A 17,490-nucleotide genomic window follows, 5' to 3' on the forward strand; every position below is an offset into this window, starting at 1 on the left:
TATTTTGATGAAAAATATTTTTAAAAGTACCTTATTAATTCTTACTATCGGTTTGATACAGACCAATGTTAAGGCACAGGGTTTTACTCCTAATCAGGCAGTAACAGCTGCTTTTGCAACTGATGGAAGTAGTTTATATAAAGACAAAGTACTTTGGCTCACTTGGGGAACCCCCGATTTAGCGTCAGGGCAAACATTGACATTGGACAATTCGAACCGATACGGAAAGCACGGAACAAAATTAGCAGTGGGGTCAAAATCTAGAGCTAAAATTCCATTAGGGTCTAATAAATTTTATTATGTAGAAGCAGAGATTACAGCAATTAAGATTACTAGCGTAAATGATGAGGCTAAGTCGGCTGGAATAGTTTCTTACGCTTCAGGGAATTGGAAAGGGGATTATTTAGATGATTTTTATAATATAGGAGGTATAGGAAAGACTGAGACTAATAGCACCAATAATAATAAGCTGATAAGTGGAATTGCTAATGGGACTGGTCATGCCACAACAGCCTTGTTCACTATAAAATGTAGAGCATTTATTGGGAATGACCCTGTACGTTTGGAAGGAATGGTGGTTGGGGATGCAGAGTCAATGGATGGAGGGGAATACTTAGAAGTTATTGCAGATGGAGATTGGAATATTGTAGAGGCTAATCAAACCAATTCAGGTAATTACTATGTGTCCAAGTATGATGTTACTAGCTCGACTAAAAAGAAAATTCGACTAGGGATAGGAAATAACGCAGGTGCAATGGCAGTTACTTTTTTGAAGTTTAATGAAACAGCCTATGCTTTGCCAGACTACTCTGTAACATTTGATGTAACGATGCGTGGTGGAGGTACAACTGCAGTAGCTTTTGGTTTGTTAGCACCTAACGCAGACTTAGGAGATGCGCCTGAATCGTATGGATCTCCTTTACATACACTGCAGAATATTAGCTTTAAATCTGATAAGATTCCCTATCTAGCTGCTGGTTCGACAAACATAACGCAAAGCAATATTAATTCAACAACCTATACAGTTGGCGAATTATTAGAAGATAATAAAATGTATTTAGGCACCGCTCCAGGAAAATTAAACAACAGTCCTATTCATTCTAAAGGTGCAGATTTGGATGGATTTGGTACCAGTGAAGAAGATGCTTGGCCAGAAGAGTACAAACGTTTTTCATATAAAGTGGTATACAAACCCGGAAATAAGATTACAGCAGTGATTCCTTATAAATCAGATGTTAATGGATTTATAACCGGATGGATTGATTTCAATAGAAATGGAACTTTTGAGGATGACGCAAAGGAGAGAAGGACGGTAGCCGTCACAGCTAACCCAAATGGTACTGCAACTTTAGAATGGACGATTCCAACCACAAGAAGCCCTTATTCTACCTATGTGCGTTTACGATTACATCAAGAACCTGAAAATGAGGTTACGCCTTATTCGAATAGTGTTAGAGGAGAAGTAGAAGATCATCATATCCAAATTCTTGGACCAGCTATCACGAACCCAATGTTACCTAATAAAGGGAAATAATAAGCAATGTAATCGCTTTAGCTAAATAAAATAGCTGATTTACGAAGTAAAGGAATCGATTAATGAGCAAAACTTCATTAAATAGAAACATAAGTAAGTTGAAAGTTTAAAAGCCCAAAGTCAAGAGGACTACATATGTTATGAATCCTTGTAAATACAAACCGCTTTATACGCTTCAAGACTTCAATGGTATCGTAAAAATTTGATTATCGATAATAAGAAAAGACCTGCCAGTTAGGTGAAATAGATTAGAGATTAAAATAGGTTTTGCTTTGTCATTTATAAATATAAAAAATTAAAACATGAAATTTTCTACATACCTATTGGCAATTGCATTTACGCTCGTTGTTGGGCAGAAAATGGTTGGACAGACTACAAACATAGGAGATGTTACAATACTTCCAAATACGATTATGTCAACAGTTGAAACTCTTGATAATAAGCAAACTGGTTATTTAGTTAACGACGGAGAATTTTTTCTATATTCTCATCTCAATAATGATGGATTGCTTACTTATACTTCAGGAAAGAGAGGTTATACTCGATTTCAAGGGACAGTTTCACAAAAAATTGAAGGATCTGTTCCTTCTGAATTTTACGATGTGATTTTTAATAATCCAAGCCCGCAACCTGCATTTCATTTGTATGGAGAAATGAGGGTAGGTGGTAATGTTGATTTTTTTAAAGGAATTGTACAAGACGATGACTTTGGAGGATTGTTAGTATTTGAAAATGACGCTACACATACCAATACCGATAATGAAAGTCATGTGGACGGAGAAGTTCGTAAAAACGGTAATTCAGAATTTCAGTATCCAATAGGAGACAAAGAGTTGTATCGATATGCTCGTATCTCGGCACCATCTGAGGTATTGAGTAGTTTTACAGGTAAATATTTTTATGAAAATTCAAATCAGCTTTATTCTCATCTCAACAAAGCCGACAAAATAGCACTCATAAACAATCAAGAATATTGGACTTTAGATAAAACTGGCGGAAATTCAGATGTCATGCTCACCTTGAGTTGGGATGAAACCGCAACAACACCTACAGATATAGTAGTTTCTCCACAAAGTTCCATACATATTGTTCGATGGGATGTTACACAAAAACTTTGGATAGACGAAGGTGGAGTTGTAGATAGCGATAAAAAAACAGTTACTACACCTATGAATGTTTCTGGATACAATGTATTCACAACTGCAAGAGTTGATGACAATGTTGTTTTACCGTGCAGTAATTTAATAGTTCATAATGCCTTCTCGCCAAATGGAGATAATAGAAATGAGTACTTCAAAATTGATGGTTTAACAGATTGCTCTTCAGATAATACAGTAGAAATTTATAATCGTTGGGGTGTAAAAGTATTTGAAACCAATAATTATGACTCTAACGGAAATGTTTTTAAAGGCTATTCTGAAGGACGAGTAACAATGGCTAAAGATAAAATGTTACCAACGGGGACTTATTTTTATATTTTAAACATCAAATATATGGGAGCTAAACCTCAAACCATAAAAAAATCAGGATACCTATATTTAAGTAAAGATTAATTTGTTTTGACGAATTAGAAATTTCAGTAGATACTTATAAAACGCTAAAATTTCGGAGGACTTTTTCCTGATTATAGGATGACAGAATAATCGTGACTTACTAAAAATAAATACATGAGAATAAATTTTTTGACAATAAGTGTTATGTTAACGGGATTCCTATGTACCGCGCAACAAGATGCCCAGTTTACACAATATATGTATAATACCATTAGTATAAACCCGGCTTATGCAGGCTCAAGAGGTGCAATGAGTCTTTTTGGGCTTTATCGTACGCAATGGATTGGTCTGGATGGAGCACCAGAAACTAGCAGTTTTTCATTAAATACACCTCTAAATAATAGTAACTTAGGGGTGGGAGTTTCACTTGTAAATGATAAAATAGGACCTATAAACGAGAATACTTTTTCGGCCGATTTATCTTATACAGTTCCTACATCTGAGACTTTTAAATTATCTTTTGGAATCAAAGCTACCGCTAATTTATTCAATCTGGATATTAACAAATTGAACCCCGATGAGCAAGGTGATCCACAATTTCAAGACCTAAATAGTAAATTTTCACCTAATATTGGAGCTGGAGTTTATTGGCATTCTGATAAAGCTTACATCGGTTTGTCGGTACCAAATTTTATCGAAACCAACCAATACAATGATAATGATGTAGCTATTTTTAAGGAAAAAATTAATTACTATTTAATCGCAGGTTATGTATTCGATTTAGATCCTTACATCAAGTTTAAGCCAGCTGTACTGACTAAAATGGTCGAAGGATCGCCACTGCAAGTAGATCTTTCAGCCAACTTTATGTTTAATGACAAGTTCGTGGTTGGGGCGGCCTATAGATGGAGTGCTGCGATTAGTGCTATGGCAGGATTTCATGTTACCGAAGGAATGTACATAGGTTATGCATACGATCATGAAACTACCAGATTAAAGAACTATAACTCTGGATCGCATGAGATTTTCCTTCGTTTTGAGTTCTTTAATAATTATAACCGAATTACCTCACCAAGATTCTTCTAAAAGCAATAAAGATGAAAATTAAACACCTATTATCGACCCTGTTGATTGTTTTTATTGCGTTAAAAGTAAGCGCACAAACAGCAATTCAGAATAAAGCCGAAAAGGATTATAACCAATATGCCTATATTGATGCTATTGCGATCTATGAGCGAGTAGCCGAAAAAGGATACAAAGACGAACAAACGTTTCAAAGGCTAGGTAATGCCTATTATTTTAATGCAGAATTAATAAAAGCTGCAAAATGGTACGATGCCCTTTTTGAAATGAATGCAGATCAAGAGCCGGAGTATTATTACCGTTATGCTCAGTGTTTAAAAGCTAGAGGTGATTACCAAAAAGCAGATAAGATTCTCGAAACTTTTAATAAAAAAGCAATCACAGATAAAAGAGGTATTTTGTTTGAAAAAAATAAAAACTACCTAGACCAGATAAAAGCCAACTCGGGACGATTTGAAATAGCCAATGCTGGAATAAATTCGACTCAATCCGATTATGGAAGTGCTTATTACGGGAACAAAATTATTTTTGCTTCTGCCAGAGATACAGGAGGTGTTGTTAAAAATAAATTCAAATGGACTAATAAATCGTTTACCAACTTATATTGGTCAGAATTTAAAACGGATGGAACATTAGGGAAGCCCGAGCGATTTGAAAAGAAAATTAACTCTAAATTCAATGAATCGACACCTGTTTTTACTAAAGATGGTAAAACAATGTACTTTACAAGAAACAATTTTCTAGACGGTAAAAGAGGAAAAGACGATCAAAAAGTGACGCTTTTGAAACTCTATAGAGCAGAATTCATTAATGACAAATGGACAAATATAACGGAATTGCCATTTAATAGTAACCAATACAGTACCGCTCATCCAGCATTAAGCAATGATGAAAAAAAGCTGTATTTTGCATCTGATATGCCAGGAACTTTAGGCCAATCTGATTTGTATAGTGTAACAATAAACGATGATAAAAGCTTTGGGAAACCAGAAAACTTAGGCCCAGGAGTTAATACCGAAGGGAGAGAGACTTTTCCATTTATAGCCACAGACAACCAATTGTATTTTGCTAGTGATGGTCGACCAGGATTAGGTGGGCTTGATGTATTTGTAACTACAATTAAAAACGATACTAGCTTTAGTACAGTACAAAATGTAGGTGCTCCAATAAATAGCCCACAAGATGATTTTGGATTTATCATTGATAACGAATCTCACACCGGTTTTTTTACCTCTAATAGAGAGGGCGGATTAGGGAGCGATGATATTTACAAACTATTAGAAACAAGAAAACTACTTTGTGAGCAAAAGCTAAAAGGGACAATAATTGATTTAGAAACAAATAAAGTGCTTGATAATGCCAAAGTAATTTTATTTGATGAGCAGTTTAATCAGATAGGAGAAGCATTGACAAAGACAGACGGAAGTTATGTTTTTAGCAATGTAGAGTGCGGCAAAACCTATCATGTTAGAGCAGTCAAAGAAGAGTACGAGACAAAAGAAGTTCCGATAGTCATAGCTGGACAATCAGGTGAAACAAGCTTAATTATTGCATTAGAAAAACGAATCAAACCAATAGGAGTGGGAACCGATTTAGCCAAAACGCTAAACATACCAATTATTTATTTTGATTTAGATAAGTCTTTCATTCGCAAAGATGCCGCTTTTGAGTTAGAAAAAGTCTTGGCGGTTATGAAACAGTATCCAAAAATGAAAATCGACGTTCGTTCTCATACAGACAGCCGACAAACCGCTCAATATAATATCAATTTATCCAACAGAAGAGCCAAGTCGACCATACAGTGGTTGGTTAAAAATGGAATCGCTCAAAACAGATTGACAGGAAAAGGATATGGGGAGAGTCAATTAGTCAACAAATGTTCTGATAATGTACCTTGTACAGAAGTCGAACATCAGTTAAACAGACGAAGTGAATTTATAATTATTTCTATGGAGTAATAGAATTATGCACTGTCCTAAAAACGAATAAGTTTTAAATATAATAGGGTTTAACTTTTTAATTAAAGTTGAACCCTATTTTCATAAAGTTTAGAATTGATTGAGTATTAAAAAGTGGAAGGGAAGGAAGTGATTAAAAGGGGTCTGTTGCATCTATTTAATAACTATTATCTTTAGAACTTCAAAATAGATTAAAAGGATACCAAGGCATTATTATCCCAAGGCTGTCATTCTCTAAGCCGTTTATTTTAAATTGAGAATTTACCCTAAACTTTTCTTTATAATCTACGTAGACCCGATCCGATAACTACTAGACGAGGTAATCTCATCTAGTAATTCGAAAATCCAGAAATACTTTGCGTTAGTTTCTTGCGGAAATTCTTCCTTCGCTAAAGACAATATTTAAAAATTAAGATTTTCGTATTGATCCCCAATTTCGAAAAGTTTTTCGCTAGTTTTTATGTATAAAAAAGGTCCTGAAATAATTCAGGACTTTTTGGTGGGGAGAGCAGGATTCGAACCTAAATCTGGGAATGCCAACCTATACTGCATTCGTCATTTTTTAAAAGCGGCTGTGCCACGATTTTGCCACGAAACTTATTTTTTTGGTTTAAATCTTAAGTATGAAAATGGAGACTTGTGTATAAATAACGTTATAATTTGAATTATAAATTTACCTGTTTTTTGAATAAAAAAAATGAAAAATGAATTTCAATTTTCACTAATAATGTAAGTGGAGGACAATTCTGGAGTTCTAATTGTTATAAACTGCTTTAAGTCTTGTGGCAAAAAATGTATTACCTCTAGATAGCAGGTTACACATAGATACGAAAAAGTTAGATTATTGGCTTGTACAAAAAAAAAGATTCTTAACTTACTTCAGAGTACATTATTTTTAGTGACCTATACAAAAGAGAGTCTCCCCTATGTTAACTGGAGGAGTTCCTATTTTATATAGTATAATTCCGCTTACAGGAGCTGTTATCTGAGCTATTATTTTACCAAATTCATCTGTTATATACCCTAAATTTTGATTCTTGGTGATACTATCTCCACTTTGGATTGAACTGAAGAATATACCTTTTTGTGGAACCCTGATGTAAGATTGTTCATTTATATACTCTCTCTTTATTTCACCTGTTGCATTTTTTGCATTGATCATTTTTGAATAATCAAGCATGTTGTAAACAGCATTTTTTATCAGTTTTACATTCTCTGACTGAACGGTTCCTAGTTTTCCAGCTTCTATACTTAATGCGACAGTTCCGCTCTGTACAGCCTGTTTGAATGCATATTTTGCAATCTCATTTTTTGTAAGGTTATATGGATATGAAACGATATATTGCATACCAGAAGACTCACTTAATAGTTTTGCTTTTTCTGTTTGACCATCCTTATTATCATAATAGCAGATAAAAGGGAGCAGATCTTCATTGGCATCACCGCCATGAATATCCAGAAAAACATCGGAATTGGGAATAATTTCCTTTGTAATCCAATGAGCAATCTGTTTTGAAATAGAACCTGAGACAGAACCAGGAAAAGCATTATTGAGGTTTAGTCCATCTATCGGATTAACGAAAGGGGAGCGCTTATAAAAAGAAGCCACATTGGTTATGGGTAATATAATAAGCGTTCCTCTAAGCTTGGTAGCATCTATCTCTTTCATCAATTCTTGTACAGCAATGATTGGGGGATATTCATAGCCATGTATTCCAGCTATAATTGTAAAAACTGGCCCTGGATTTTTCCCTTTTATCACAGTAAGTGGTATATATTCAAGTGCGTTATCGCCTCTGAAAGAAATTAATTTATTGATCCGCTCTCCATTTTTTATTTCTTTGAGAGTATTCCTAAGTTCTTGAGCTTGTACATGATATATGCATAAAAAAAGGATTAAAATTAAAGCTATTCTTCTCATAGTGTATAATGAATTTTTTCTGTATCGTTAAGACCACCAAAAATATTAAATTATAGGTATGAAATGCTATACCAACTCCACTTTGGAATTAAAATTTAACTTATTTTGGCATAAGTTTCCTTCCTTCCATAAAAAAAAAACATAGATTGAGTTTATGCTAAATTTTATCAAACGCATAGTATAAGGAGAATTTTATAATAGATTTATTCAAAAAAAATAAATTAATAATACTGTTTGTTCGTGAAATTTCTAATTAAGGGAATAAATAATAGTTGCAACCAGCGTATGAATATTGATAAAAGCGGTTCTAACACTAGCGTAATAAGTGTTTTTGACAAACGCTCTTTTTCGAATATAAAGATTCGGTAATGTAAGCATCTCAATAATATAGTTAAACAAGAGCATCGTTTTATCAAATGGAGAATACAAAACCGCTTAGGCTTCAAAAGATTCAAATCTGTAAAAGAACGTTAGGTAGAATTGAAGTTACATATATGCTGAGAAAGAATCAGATGATAAAATCAGGGATAATTATGTTTTAATCATCTTGTAAATAGGCTACATAATTTATAACTCTGTGATTTCTTTCAAATTTATATTACAGATTTGACAAAAGCTATTTTTTAATCTACTTCCATCTATTAACGAATTCTGCATAAGGCTTGCGATAAGATTCAGTCACGACAATTTCTGTTTTCCCAATTTGTACAGCATTTTTTTTAACGGAAGTTATTTTATCTAATGATACAATGTAGGAGCGATGAATCCTCAGAAATTTATCAGAGCCAAGTTTTTCTTCTATGTTTTTAAGACTTGTTAATGTGAGGACAGGCTTGTTCTGTTTTTCTAAATATATTTTGACGTAATCTTTCATTGATTCTATATACAATATCTGATCTTTTGCTATTTTTACTAGTTGGTATTCCACTTTTATATATAAAAAAGGGTCAGCAAGCGCAGATGGCAGAGGTGTAACTAAAGTTAACTTTTCTTCATTAACAGTAGGAAGTTGCTTTGTCAATTTGAAATAATTTTCAGCTTTTGAAACTGTTCTGCTAAAATCAACATAAGAGAAGGGTTTAAGAAGGTAATCTAATGCGTCTACAGAATAACCCTCTAGGGCATAATTGTCATAAGCAGTTGTGAATATCATTCTTGGTTTTTCATTATCCTGCTTTTGATTAAGAATATGTGCCATTTCCATTCCGCTCAGTTCAGGCATCCTTATGTCAGTAAAAATTAGATCTATCATATTGTTTTTCAAAAAAGCAATTGCATCCATCCCTGAGGAAAATTCTCCACAAAGTTCTAAGTCTGGCGTACGCAGAACGTACCTTCGGATCAAATCCAAGGCGATAGGTTCATCATCTATTATAATACATCTTATATTCATGCTAACTGCAGTTTAAGGTTAATTCTAAATTCTTTTTTCTCTTGATTATTATCAATTTCCAGCTCATAAAAACCAGAATATAGCAGATCAAGTCTTCTTTTTGTATTGGTAAGACCTATGCCATTACTTTCTTCAAGATCTTTAGCTTTAATTTGGGCAATAGGATTGATAACTTCAAAAATTAAAACTTTAGATTCTTGATAAATATTGATAATGATCTGATCCTGCTTACTAAAAGTCAAACCATGTTTAAATGCATTTTCTATAAAAGGTAACAGTATCATTGAAGAGATGGGATGATCTTTTATAAATTCAGGTTTATTAAATATGATTTCCGTGTTTTGAGGTATTCTTAGTTTCATCAGTTTGATGTAATGCTCAATAAATAAAATCTCTTTGCTGAGCATTGAGGAGTGATGTTTTGTTTCATAAATAACATATCTCATCATCAGTGATAAACTGTGTAGAGCTTCTTGAGCTTTCTCTACATTGGTTTCAGTTAATGAATAAATGGCGTGAAGAACATTGAAATAAAAATGGGGATTGATCTGGGTTTTGAGAAAAGCTAGCTCCGAAGCTAATTTTTCCTGCTCCAGTTGTTTTCTGTTATTACTTATTTTTTTTAATCTTTCATTAACTTTTACAGTCGTGCTGATAAATATTAGAAATAATGTAACACACAGGAACATAAAGTTGTTGAGTTTTAAAAAACCTATGGATGTATTTTTATTGCTAGTCATTAAGTATTCCATTTTAGCATCTATATCAAAATATACTGCGGCATAATAATTAATACTTGAAGATACAATTATTAAAAGGCATATTACAATAATAAAATGAGTGCTTTTTGCTTTAAAAAAAGTTTTAGGTACTGCCAAAAAATAATTTGTATAGTAAATAATGAGATATAAAATCAACTGAAAGCTTTCCAATATCCAGAATTCTTTTGGAAAAGGAATTTGAAATGTGAGGGGAAATAACAAAAATAAAAGAAGTGGGATAATAATATATAAATGAGGTGCCCACAATAGATATTTTTTCATATGGATTAAACTTTGTGGTAAATAAAAACAAAATATGTCAATTATTTTCAATATCGTATGGAAATCAATTATTTGTCGACGAACAATGACGTTTTACCGACGGAATTGGATTTTCTTGCTTTTTTTCATTCGTCTGTACTATTTTCTTGTATCGTCTATTTGTCTTATGTGACTGTCTAGGTTCAGAATAATTCTACCCGAATTGAATTTATTTTGCAGTTTGTAAGTGATCAGACAAATTCCTGATGTTTTATCTGGAATTAATTTCATCAGCAATCTTTAATATTATAAAGTACTATGTTTCAATTCAACCAGACCACAAAAAAAATAATTTTGAATATAATAGCCTTTTCATTTTTTATTTCCTGTAGTGGAGATAAGAAAGGTTCAGAAGATGTTGCAAGTAAAGAACTCCTTATCGAGAGTTATCCCGTTTTTACTGTAAAGTATTTGTCTACAGATCTTTTTCGTGACTATCCCGTTACAATTGACGGACAGGAAATTATAAATATACAACCAAAGATTGATGGCTACATCAATAAGGTTTATATAGATGAGGGATCACTTGTGTCTAAAGGACAGGTCTTATTTACTATTTTCAATCCTCAATATGAACAGGAACTTGATAATGCTCAAGCAGCAGTAATCAGTGCAAAAGCAGACGTTAATTCAGCTGAAATGGCAGTAAGAAAAGTAATGCCATTGGTTGAGAAAGATATTGTAAGTAAGTTTGAGCTGGAGTCTGCTGAATATACACTGCAAATGAGAAAAGCGGCTCTCAAGCAGGCAGGTTTTAACGTGGCTACTGCAAAAACAAATCTAAGTTATACAAAGGTTATTAGTCCTATAAATGGTGTTGTGGGAAGGTTACCTCTTAAAACAGGAAGTTATGTGAGTAGTACTGGTACGACACCATTGACGACTATCTCAAATACGGGCAAAATATTTGCCTATTTCTCAATGAATGAAAAACAGCTTCTGGAATTTCTACGTACCACTAAAGGGGTGACCATTAAAGAAAAGCTGAAAAATAGCCCGCCAGTTATCCTGTTGCTCTCTGATGGTACACAGTACAGTCAAAAAGGAAACCTGGAAGCTGTCCTTGGTCAGATTAACAGTCAGACTGGTTCATCAAGTTTTAGGGCAACTTTTTCTAATCCTGAACAACTTATAAGAAGCGGTGCCAGCGGAACGATACGTATTGCTGATCATTTGGATAATGCTATTCTTCTGCCACAAAAAAGTACTTATGAAATGCAGGGAAAACGTTTTGTATATATAGTAAAAAACGATAATACAGTAAAAACTACTGAAGTTGAAGTGATGGATATTACTTCGGGTGACTATTTTGTTGTGAAGAAAGGATTAAATGCAGGCGATAAAGTTGTTCTTGACGGTTCTGGGAAGCTTCAAAATGATGTGAGAATTAAACCAGAAATGCTGAATGTGTATTCTACACAATAATTTAAGAATTACTAATAGATATAATTTAAGATATGTTAAAAACATTTATAGAACGACCTGTATTATCGACGGTAATCTCAATTATCATTGTGATATTAGGATATATCGGGCTGACAGGACTGCCGATTTCACAATATCCCGAAATCGCACCGCCTACTGTAGTAGTATCAGCTTCCTATCAGGGTGCCAATGCAGATGTAGTAATCAATAGTGTGATTGTTCCTTTAGAGGAACAGATTAACGGGGTTGAAAATATGACTTATATGACTTCTACCGCCAGTAATGATGGATCTGCCAGTATAAGTATTTTTTTTAAGCTGGGTACCGATCCTGATCTTGCGGCAGTAAATGTCCAGAACAGAGTTGCCAAAGCTTCAAATCTTCTGCCGGAAGAAGTTACAAAAGCAGGCGTTACCACACAAAAAAAACAAAGTAGTAATGTAATGATCTTTTCTCTTTACAGTGATAATCCTTCATTTGACCAGAAGTTTCTTCAAAATTTTGCTAACATCAATCTGCTTCCAGAAATTAAACGCATCAATGGAGTAGGTGATGCAACTGTTTTTGGAAATATGGATTATTCGATGCGTATCTGGCTTAAACCAGACGTGATGGCTAATTATGGACTAATTCCCGAGGATATAAGCAAAGCGCTGGCAGAACAGAATGTAGAAGCTGCACCTGGAAAATTTGGAGAAAACGGCAGACAGTCTTTTCAATATACAATCAAATATACGGGCCGTTTAAAATCTGTATCTGAATTTGGAAATATTATAATTAAAGCAAATTCTAAGGGTGAAATATTAAGATTAAATGATTTGGCACGAATTGAGCTGGGAGCACAAAGCTACACCAGTACTTCAAAAACTAATGGAAAGCCTACTGTAGCGATAGCAATTTCCCAGACCGCAGGTTCCAATGCTCACGAGTTGATAGAGGAGTGCCAGGCAGTTTTAAAAAATGCAAGTAAAACTTTTCCTGAAGGTGTTAAGTATGTAGAACTTATTAATGCCAATGATTTTCTAAATGCGTCAATAGATAAAGTCGTGCACACTTTAATTGAAGCATTTATACTTGTTTTTATTGTGGTATTTATTTTTCTTCAAGATTTTAGATCAACTTTGATACCTGCCATTGCTGTACCGGTAGCAATTATAGGAACTTTCTTTTTTCTTAATTTATTTGGATTTACAATTAATTTGTTAACTCTGTTTGCTTTGGTTTTGGCCATTGGAATTGTTGTGGATGATGCCATTGTTGTTGTAGAGGCAGTGCATGCCGAACTCGATATGGGAGCAGGCTCTGCTAAAGAAGCTACCTCCAAGGCAATGAATGGAATCAGCGGAGCCATAATTTCCATTACTTTGGTAATGGGTGCAGTTTTTATACCAGTATCTTTTATAAGTGGCTCGACTGGTGTTTTTTATAAGCAGTTTGGTCTTACGCTTGCTATTGCTATTGTAATTTCAGCTGTCAATGCATTAACATTAAGTCCTGCCTTATGTGCTTTGTTTTTAAAACCTCATAAAGATTCTGAATATCATCAAAAAGGATTTTTGCAAAAATTCTACACTTCATTTAATGTTGCATTTGATGGAATGACCCTAAAATATAAAGGAGGAGTTGAGTTTCTCATTAAAAGAAAATGGGTAGCTTTTGGAACCATAATTATTTTTGGAGGATTATTTTACTGGTTGATGCAGACCACTCCTAAAGGATTTGTTCCCAGTGAAGATCAGGGAACTTTGTTTGCAAATATAAGTCTGCCTGCTGGTTCTTCACTTGAAAGAACAACGGCAGTGACTGAGGAAATTGACAAGATCATCGGTAAAATTCCTGAAGTTGAAACAACTCTTAGAATAACTGGGAAGAATTTTATTGCTGGTGATGGAGGATCTTATGGAATGGTGGTTGTCAAATTGAAATCCTGGGATAAAAGGAAAGGTAAAGGACAGGATATTAATACAGTAATTGGCAAGCTCTTTGGCGCAACCTCTCATATTCGTTCAGCGAGTGTTATTTTCTTTGGTTCACCTACTCTTCAGGGTTTTGGTACCAGTAGTGGGTTTGAATTTCAGCTTCAGGATAAAACAGGAGGCGAACTCAGTAAATTTAATGATAACAGTAAAAAGTTTCTAACAGCATTAAGAAAACGTCCAGAAATTCAATTTGCAACAACATCTTTTGATATCAACTTTCCGCAGTATAAAATGAAAGTAGATGTGGCAAGAGCAAAGCAGGCCAACGTATCAGTGAGCAAGATTCTAAGCACAATGCAGGGCTACTATGGCGGGGTTTATTCGTCCAATTTTAATGATTTCGGGAAACAGTACAGAGTAATGTATCAGGCAGATGACCAGTTTCGTGCCAATCCGGAAACGCTCAATAAAATTTATGTGCGCACAGATGATAATTTAATGGCTCCAATTTCAGAGTTCATTACAATGGAAAAAGTTTATGGAGCTGAGGCGATTAACCGATTTAATCTTTTTACCTCTATAGCAGTACAGGGGGCTCAAAATGAAGGTTTTAGTTCAGGTGATGCTATTAATGCGGTAAAGGAAGTGGCACAGCAGACACTTCCTGCTGGTTATGGATATGAATTTTCAGGATTGACACGTGAGGAGATGTCGAGCGGTTCCCAGACCGTTTATGTATTTATTTTGTGTCTGGTTTTTATTTACTTCCTTCTAAGTGCGCAATATGAAAGTTACATAGTTCCTTTTTCAGTTTTATTTTCATTACCGTTAGGACTTGCAGGAGCTTTTATATTTGCTAAGCTCTTCGGTGTAGAAAATAATATTTATCTCCAGATAACTCTTATTATGCTTATTGGACTTCTGGCCAAAAATGGTATTCTAATCGTTGAATTTGCACTTGCACGAAGAAGAGAGGGGTTAAGTATCGTGCAGGCTGCTGTTGAAGGAGCAGTGGCAAGATTAAGACCCATTTTAATGACCTCGTTTGCATTTATTTTAGGTCTTGTCCCACTTATGATGTCCTCTGGTGCTGGAGCAGTAGGCAACAAGTCAATTGGGACAGGTGCTGTCGGGGGAATGCTTATAGGAACCTTATTGGGTGTTTTTGTTACACCTGCTTTATTTGTAGTTTTCCAATCACTGCAAGAAAGATTAAAAAAGGCCTCCTCTTAAAATAATAGTAATCATCAATTAAGGATAAGATGAATTTAAATAAAAATTATATTATATTGTTAGCCGTAGCTTTAAGTATGACATCTTGCAGGATTGCTGATGTTTATAAAGAGCCTGAGGTAAAAAACGATGCTATTTACAGGACTGAAAAAACTCAGACAGACAGCCTATCTATTTCTACTATTTCATGGAAGGAATTTTTTACCGATCGCCAACTTCAGAATTTGATTATCGAGGGGCTGAATAATAACGTTGATATCAAGAACGCTGTTTTAAAGATAGCAGAATCCCAGGCAAGCCTCAGGCAAGCAAAACTTGGTTATTATCCGACAGTAGACGGTTCACTTAAAGTTACTAGAGCCAAGCAGTCTTTAAAAGCTCTTAATCTGGGAAGTTTTGCTAATCAGGTAAACCTTAAGACCACCATTTTACAGTTAGCAGCTTCTTCAAGTTGGGAAGCTGATATCTGGGGGAAAATTGGAAGCTTTAAGCGTCAGGCGCTGGTGAATTATCTTGAAACCGAAGCTGCACAGCGGGCAGTAAAGACACAATTAATATCAAACATTGTAACAAATTATTATTTATTGCTCTCTCTTGATAAACAATTGGATATAACCCAAGAAACGATTCAAAACAGAACAAAAGATGTTGAGACAATGATAGCGCTTAAAGAAAGTGCTGTTGTAACGGGAGCTGCTGTTGTTCAAAGTCAGGCTAATAAGCTATCTGCTCAGGTATCGGTACCTGATCTGAAAAGACAGATTAGAGAAACCGAAAATGCTATTAGCATACTTTTAGGAAGGACACCTGATAAAATTGAAAGAACAACCCTAGAAAGCCAGATTACAGCCTCTAGAATAAATGTAGGGATATCATCTGATCTTTTAAAAAATAGACCAGATATCCAGCAGGCTGAACTAAAGTTCCGATCGGCATTTGAAGAAGTGAATATTGCAAGAGCCAATTTTTATCCAAGTTTTACCCTTACAGCCGAAGGAGGTTTTTCTACTTTGAAAATTAAAGATTTTTTCAATAATTCTATTTTTTATAATCTGATCGGTGGACTGGCGCAGCCAATTTTTAGCCAAGGCAAAAACAAAGCTACTTTAACAATAGCTAAGGCTCAAAAGCAGGCAGCATTTAATACCTATCAGCAGTCAATTCTTAATGCTGGTAAGGAAGTTTCCGATGCTCTTTATTCTTATGAAAACGCATTGGAAAAACAAAATATCCGTAAGGAGCAGATTCTGTATTTGAATAAATCGGTCGATTATACAAAAGAGCTGTTAAATTTTAGCTCAAACACCAATTATACGGATGTATTGACCTCTGAGCAGAACCTTCTTGCAGCGCGTTTAAGTAGTATTGATGATAAATTACAGGAATTACAAGCTATTATAGATCTTTACATCTCATTGGGTGGGGGGGTATAAAATTAGTTTTTATCTGATAGAAACACCAATTACATGGTGATTATTTGTTTGTTATACAGTTGGTTAATTTTTTTTGCAAAAATAGAGCTAGATTAAGTATGACTGTGTAGTGTGAAAAGGACAATTAAGTTTTTAAGCAGACTTAAATCATAGAATTCTGTAGGATGAATAAAAAAGATAGATAAAGAATTTTTAAAGGAGTAGAGTGAAATTCCAGCTCCTAATGCAGATCACCAAAAAGGCCTGTGCTGTAATAAATTATGGTTGTAAATTTTTGAAAAGAGGTGAAATGTTTTGTATTAGGCATCATCTTGTATTGTTTTTAAAAATAACATGAAAAATAACTAAAAAATGAAACATAGCTTAAGAGATCTCCCTATTGATGGTAACCATTTTTTTACGGGAAAAATGCTGGGACATTTTACAGAACGGATAAAAAATTTATCCCCGCAGTCTAAAGCTTTGTGGGGTACAATGGCGGTAGACCAAATGCTTCACCATTTAAATTTAGCTTGTGGAAATTCGTCGGGTCATTTTAATCTTAAAGATGAAACTTTTTTTTATCCCGGACGGTATTTAAATGGCTTATAGTAGATCTGCTTCCGCAGATGCCTAAAGGGTTGAGACGTCCTTCAGGTTTAAGGATCCCAGTCAACAGCTATTATGATTTTGAACAGGAGAGAAACCTGCTACTCAAGATAATTACAGCTGCGATTACTAGTACCTCTGCTACGGAATGGAGTGAGCATGTAGCATTCAGTTATTTAACCCACAGACAGTGGGGTAAACTTTTATACAAACATATCGATTACCATCTAAAGCAGTTTAATGTTTAAAAACCAGCTGTATCAGTAAAAATAGTTGCATAATCGCCATTGTAAAGTCTTGATTTTTAGATGTTTCATATCGATTTGAGTCTATTAAAAAAGTATATAACTGCAGCAGTATGAATTAGTAGAAGTTTATCTCAACTCATAATGTAAACATAATTCACTGTGAAGAAACGAAACATAGAA

Annotated in this window: 11 protein-coding genes; 8 read left to right on the forward strand and 3 right to left on the reverse strand. The window is 34.4% G+C overall.

The window, feature by feature from the left end; translation table 11 throughout:
• Positions 1-7 precede the first annotated feature (7 nt).
• The 4 genes from QWY99_RS07060 to QWY99_RS07075 all read left to right on the forward strand — a co-directional run bounded on the left by QWY99_RS07060 (position 8) and on the right by QWY99_RS07075 (position 6,068).
• Positions 8-1,534, forward strand: coding sequence for a CshA/CshB family fibrillar adhesin-related protein (locus QWY99_RS07060; protein WP_290263110.1), 1,527 nt, complete (start codon positions 8-10; stop codon positions 1,532-1,534).
• A gap of 302 nt (positions 1,535-1,836) precedes the next feature.
• Positions 1,837-3,087, forward strand: coding sequence for a T9SS type B sorting domain-containing protein (locus tag QWY99_RS07065; RefSeq protein ID WP_290263113.1), 1,251 nt, complete (start codon positions 1,837-1,839; stop codon positions 3,085-3,087).
• A 114-nt stretch (positions 3,088-3,201) separates the two neighbouring features.
• Positions 3,202-4,113 (forward strand): PorP/SprF family type IX secretion system membrane protein, encoded by a 912-nt coding sequence (locus QWY99_RS07070; protein WP_290263116.1) that lies wholly within the window; start codon positions 3,202-3,204, stop codon positions 4,111-4,113.
• A gap of 11 nt (positions 4,114-4,124) precedes the next feature.
• Positions 4,125-6,068, forward strand: a complete 1,944-nt coding sequence (locus tag QWY99_RS07075; RefSeq protein WP_290263119.1) for an OmpA family protein — start codon at positions 4,125-4,127, stop codon at positions 6,066-6,068.
• Between the two features lie 895 nt (positions 6,069-6,963).
• On the opposite strand, the gene QWY99_RS07080 is transcribed toward QWY99_RS07075, so the two are convergent.
• From QWY99_RS07080 to QWY99_RS07090, 3 genes are all read right to left on the reverse strand, one after another.
• Entirely contained in the window at positions 6,964-7,989 is a 1,026-nt protein-coding gene (locus tag QWY99_RS07080; protein WP_290263121.1) for a succinylglutamate desuccinylase/aspartoacylase family protein, read from the reverse strand.
• Positions 7,990-8,617: 628 nt separating this feature from the next.
• Positions 8,618-9,382, reverse strand: a complete 765-nt coding sequence (locus QWY99_RS07085) for a LytR/AlgR family response regulator transcription factor (protein ID WP_290263124.1) — start codon at positions 9,380-9,382, stop codon at positions 8,618-8,620.
• The gene (locus QWY99_RS07090) at positions 9,379-10,425 is read right to left on the reverse strand and encodes a sensor histidine kinase (protein WP_290263125.1); all 1,047 of its coding nucleotides are present in this window, start codon (positions 10,423-10,425) and stop codon (positions 9,379-9,381) included. Before QWY99_RS07090 ends, QWY99_RS07085 begins: the two co-directional genes overlap by 4 nt.
• Before the next feature lie 333 nt (positions 10,426-10,758).
• Here QWY99_RS07090 and QWY99_RS07095 point away from each other — a divergent pair, with 333 nt between their 5' ends.
• From QWY99_RS07095 to QWY99_RS07110, 4 genes are all read left to right on the forward strand, one after another.
• Positions 10,759-11,889, forward strand: a complete 1,131-nt coding sequence (locus QWY99_RS07095) for an efflux RND transporter periplasmic adaptor subunit (RefSeq protein WP_290263127.1) — start codon at positions 10,759-10,761, stop codon at positions 11,887-11,889.
• 32 nt (positions 11,890-11,921) lie between these two features.
• Positions 11,922-15,041 (forward strand): efflux RND transporter permease subunit, encoded by a 3,120-nt coding sequence (locus QWY99_RS07100; RefSeq protein WP_290263129.1) that lies wholly within the window; start codon positions 11,922-11,924, stop codon positions 15,039-15,041.
• A 29-nt stretch (positions 15,042-15,070) separates the two neighbouring features.
• A complete protein-coding gene (locus QWY99_RS07105; RefSeq protein ID WP_290263132.1) occupies positions 15,071-16,474 on the forward strand; it encodes an efflux transporter outer membrane subunit in 1,404 nt (467 codons plus the stop codon).
• 351 nt (positions 16,475-16,825) lie between these two features.
• Positions 16,826-17,065: a hypothetical protein gene (locus QWY99_RS07110; RefSeq protein WP_290263134.1), complete on the forward strand. Its 240-nt coding sequence runs from the start codon at positions 16,826-16,828 to the stop codon at positions 17,063-17,065.
• Positions 17,066-17,490: the final 425 nt, after the last annotated feature.

Source organism: Flavobacterium branchiarum (assembly GCF_030409845.1).
Lineage (GTDB): Bacteria > Bacteroidota > Bacteroidia > Flavobacteriales > Flavobacteriaceae > Flavobacterium > Flavobacterium branchiarum.

Excerpts from the sequence above, each read along its gene's own strand:
- QWY99_RS07060 (WP_290263110.1), top strand. The coding sequence starts at position 8 with ATGAAAAATATTTTTAAAAGTACCTTATTAATTCTTACTATCGGTTTG.
- QWY99_RS07065 (WP_290263113.1), top strand. The coding sequence starts at position 1,837 with ATGAAATTTTCTACATACCTATTGGCAATTGCATTTACGCTCGTTGTT.
- QWY99_RS07070 (WP_290263116.1), top strand. The coding sequence starts at position 3,202 with ATGAGAATAAATTTTTTGACAATAAGTGTTATGTTAACGGGATTCCTA.
- QWY99_RS07075 (WP_290263119.1), top strand. The coding sequence starts at position 4,125 with ATGAAAATTAAACACCTATTATCGACCCTGTTGATTGTTTTTATTGCG.
- QWY99_RS07080 (WP_290263121.1), bottom strand. The coding sequence starts at position 7,989 with ATGAGAAGAATAGCTTTAATTTTAATCCTTTTTTTATGCATATATCAT.
- QWY99_RS07085 (WP_290263124.1), bottom strand. The coding sequence starts at position 9,382 with ATGAATATAAGATGTATTATAATAGATGATGAACCTATCGCCTTGGAT.
- QWY99_RS07090 (WP_290263125.1), bottom strand. The coding sequence starts at position 10,425 with ATGAAAAAATATCTATTGTGGGCACCTCATTTATATATTATTATCCCA.
- QWY99_RS07100 (WP_290263129.1), top strand. The coding sequence starts at position 11,922 with ATGTTAAAAACATTTATAGAACGACCTGTATTATCGACGGTAATCTCA.
- QWY99_RS07105 (WP_290263132.1), top strand. The coding sequence starts at position 15,071 with ATGAATTTAAATAAAAATTATATTATATTGTTAGCCGTAGCTTTAAGT.
- QWY99_RS07110 (WP_290263134.1), top strand. The coding sequence starts at position 16,826 with ATGAAACATAGCTTAAGAGATCTCCCTATTGATGGTAACCATTTTTTT.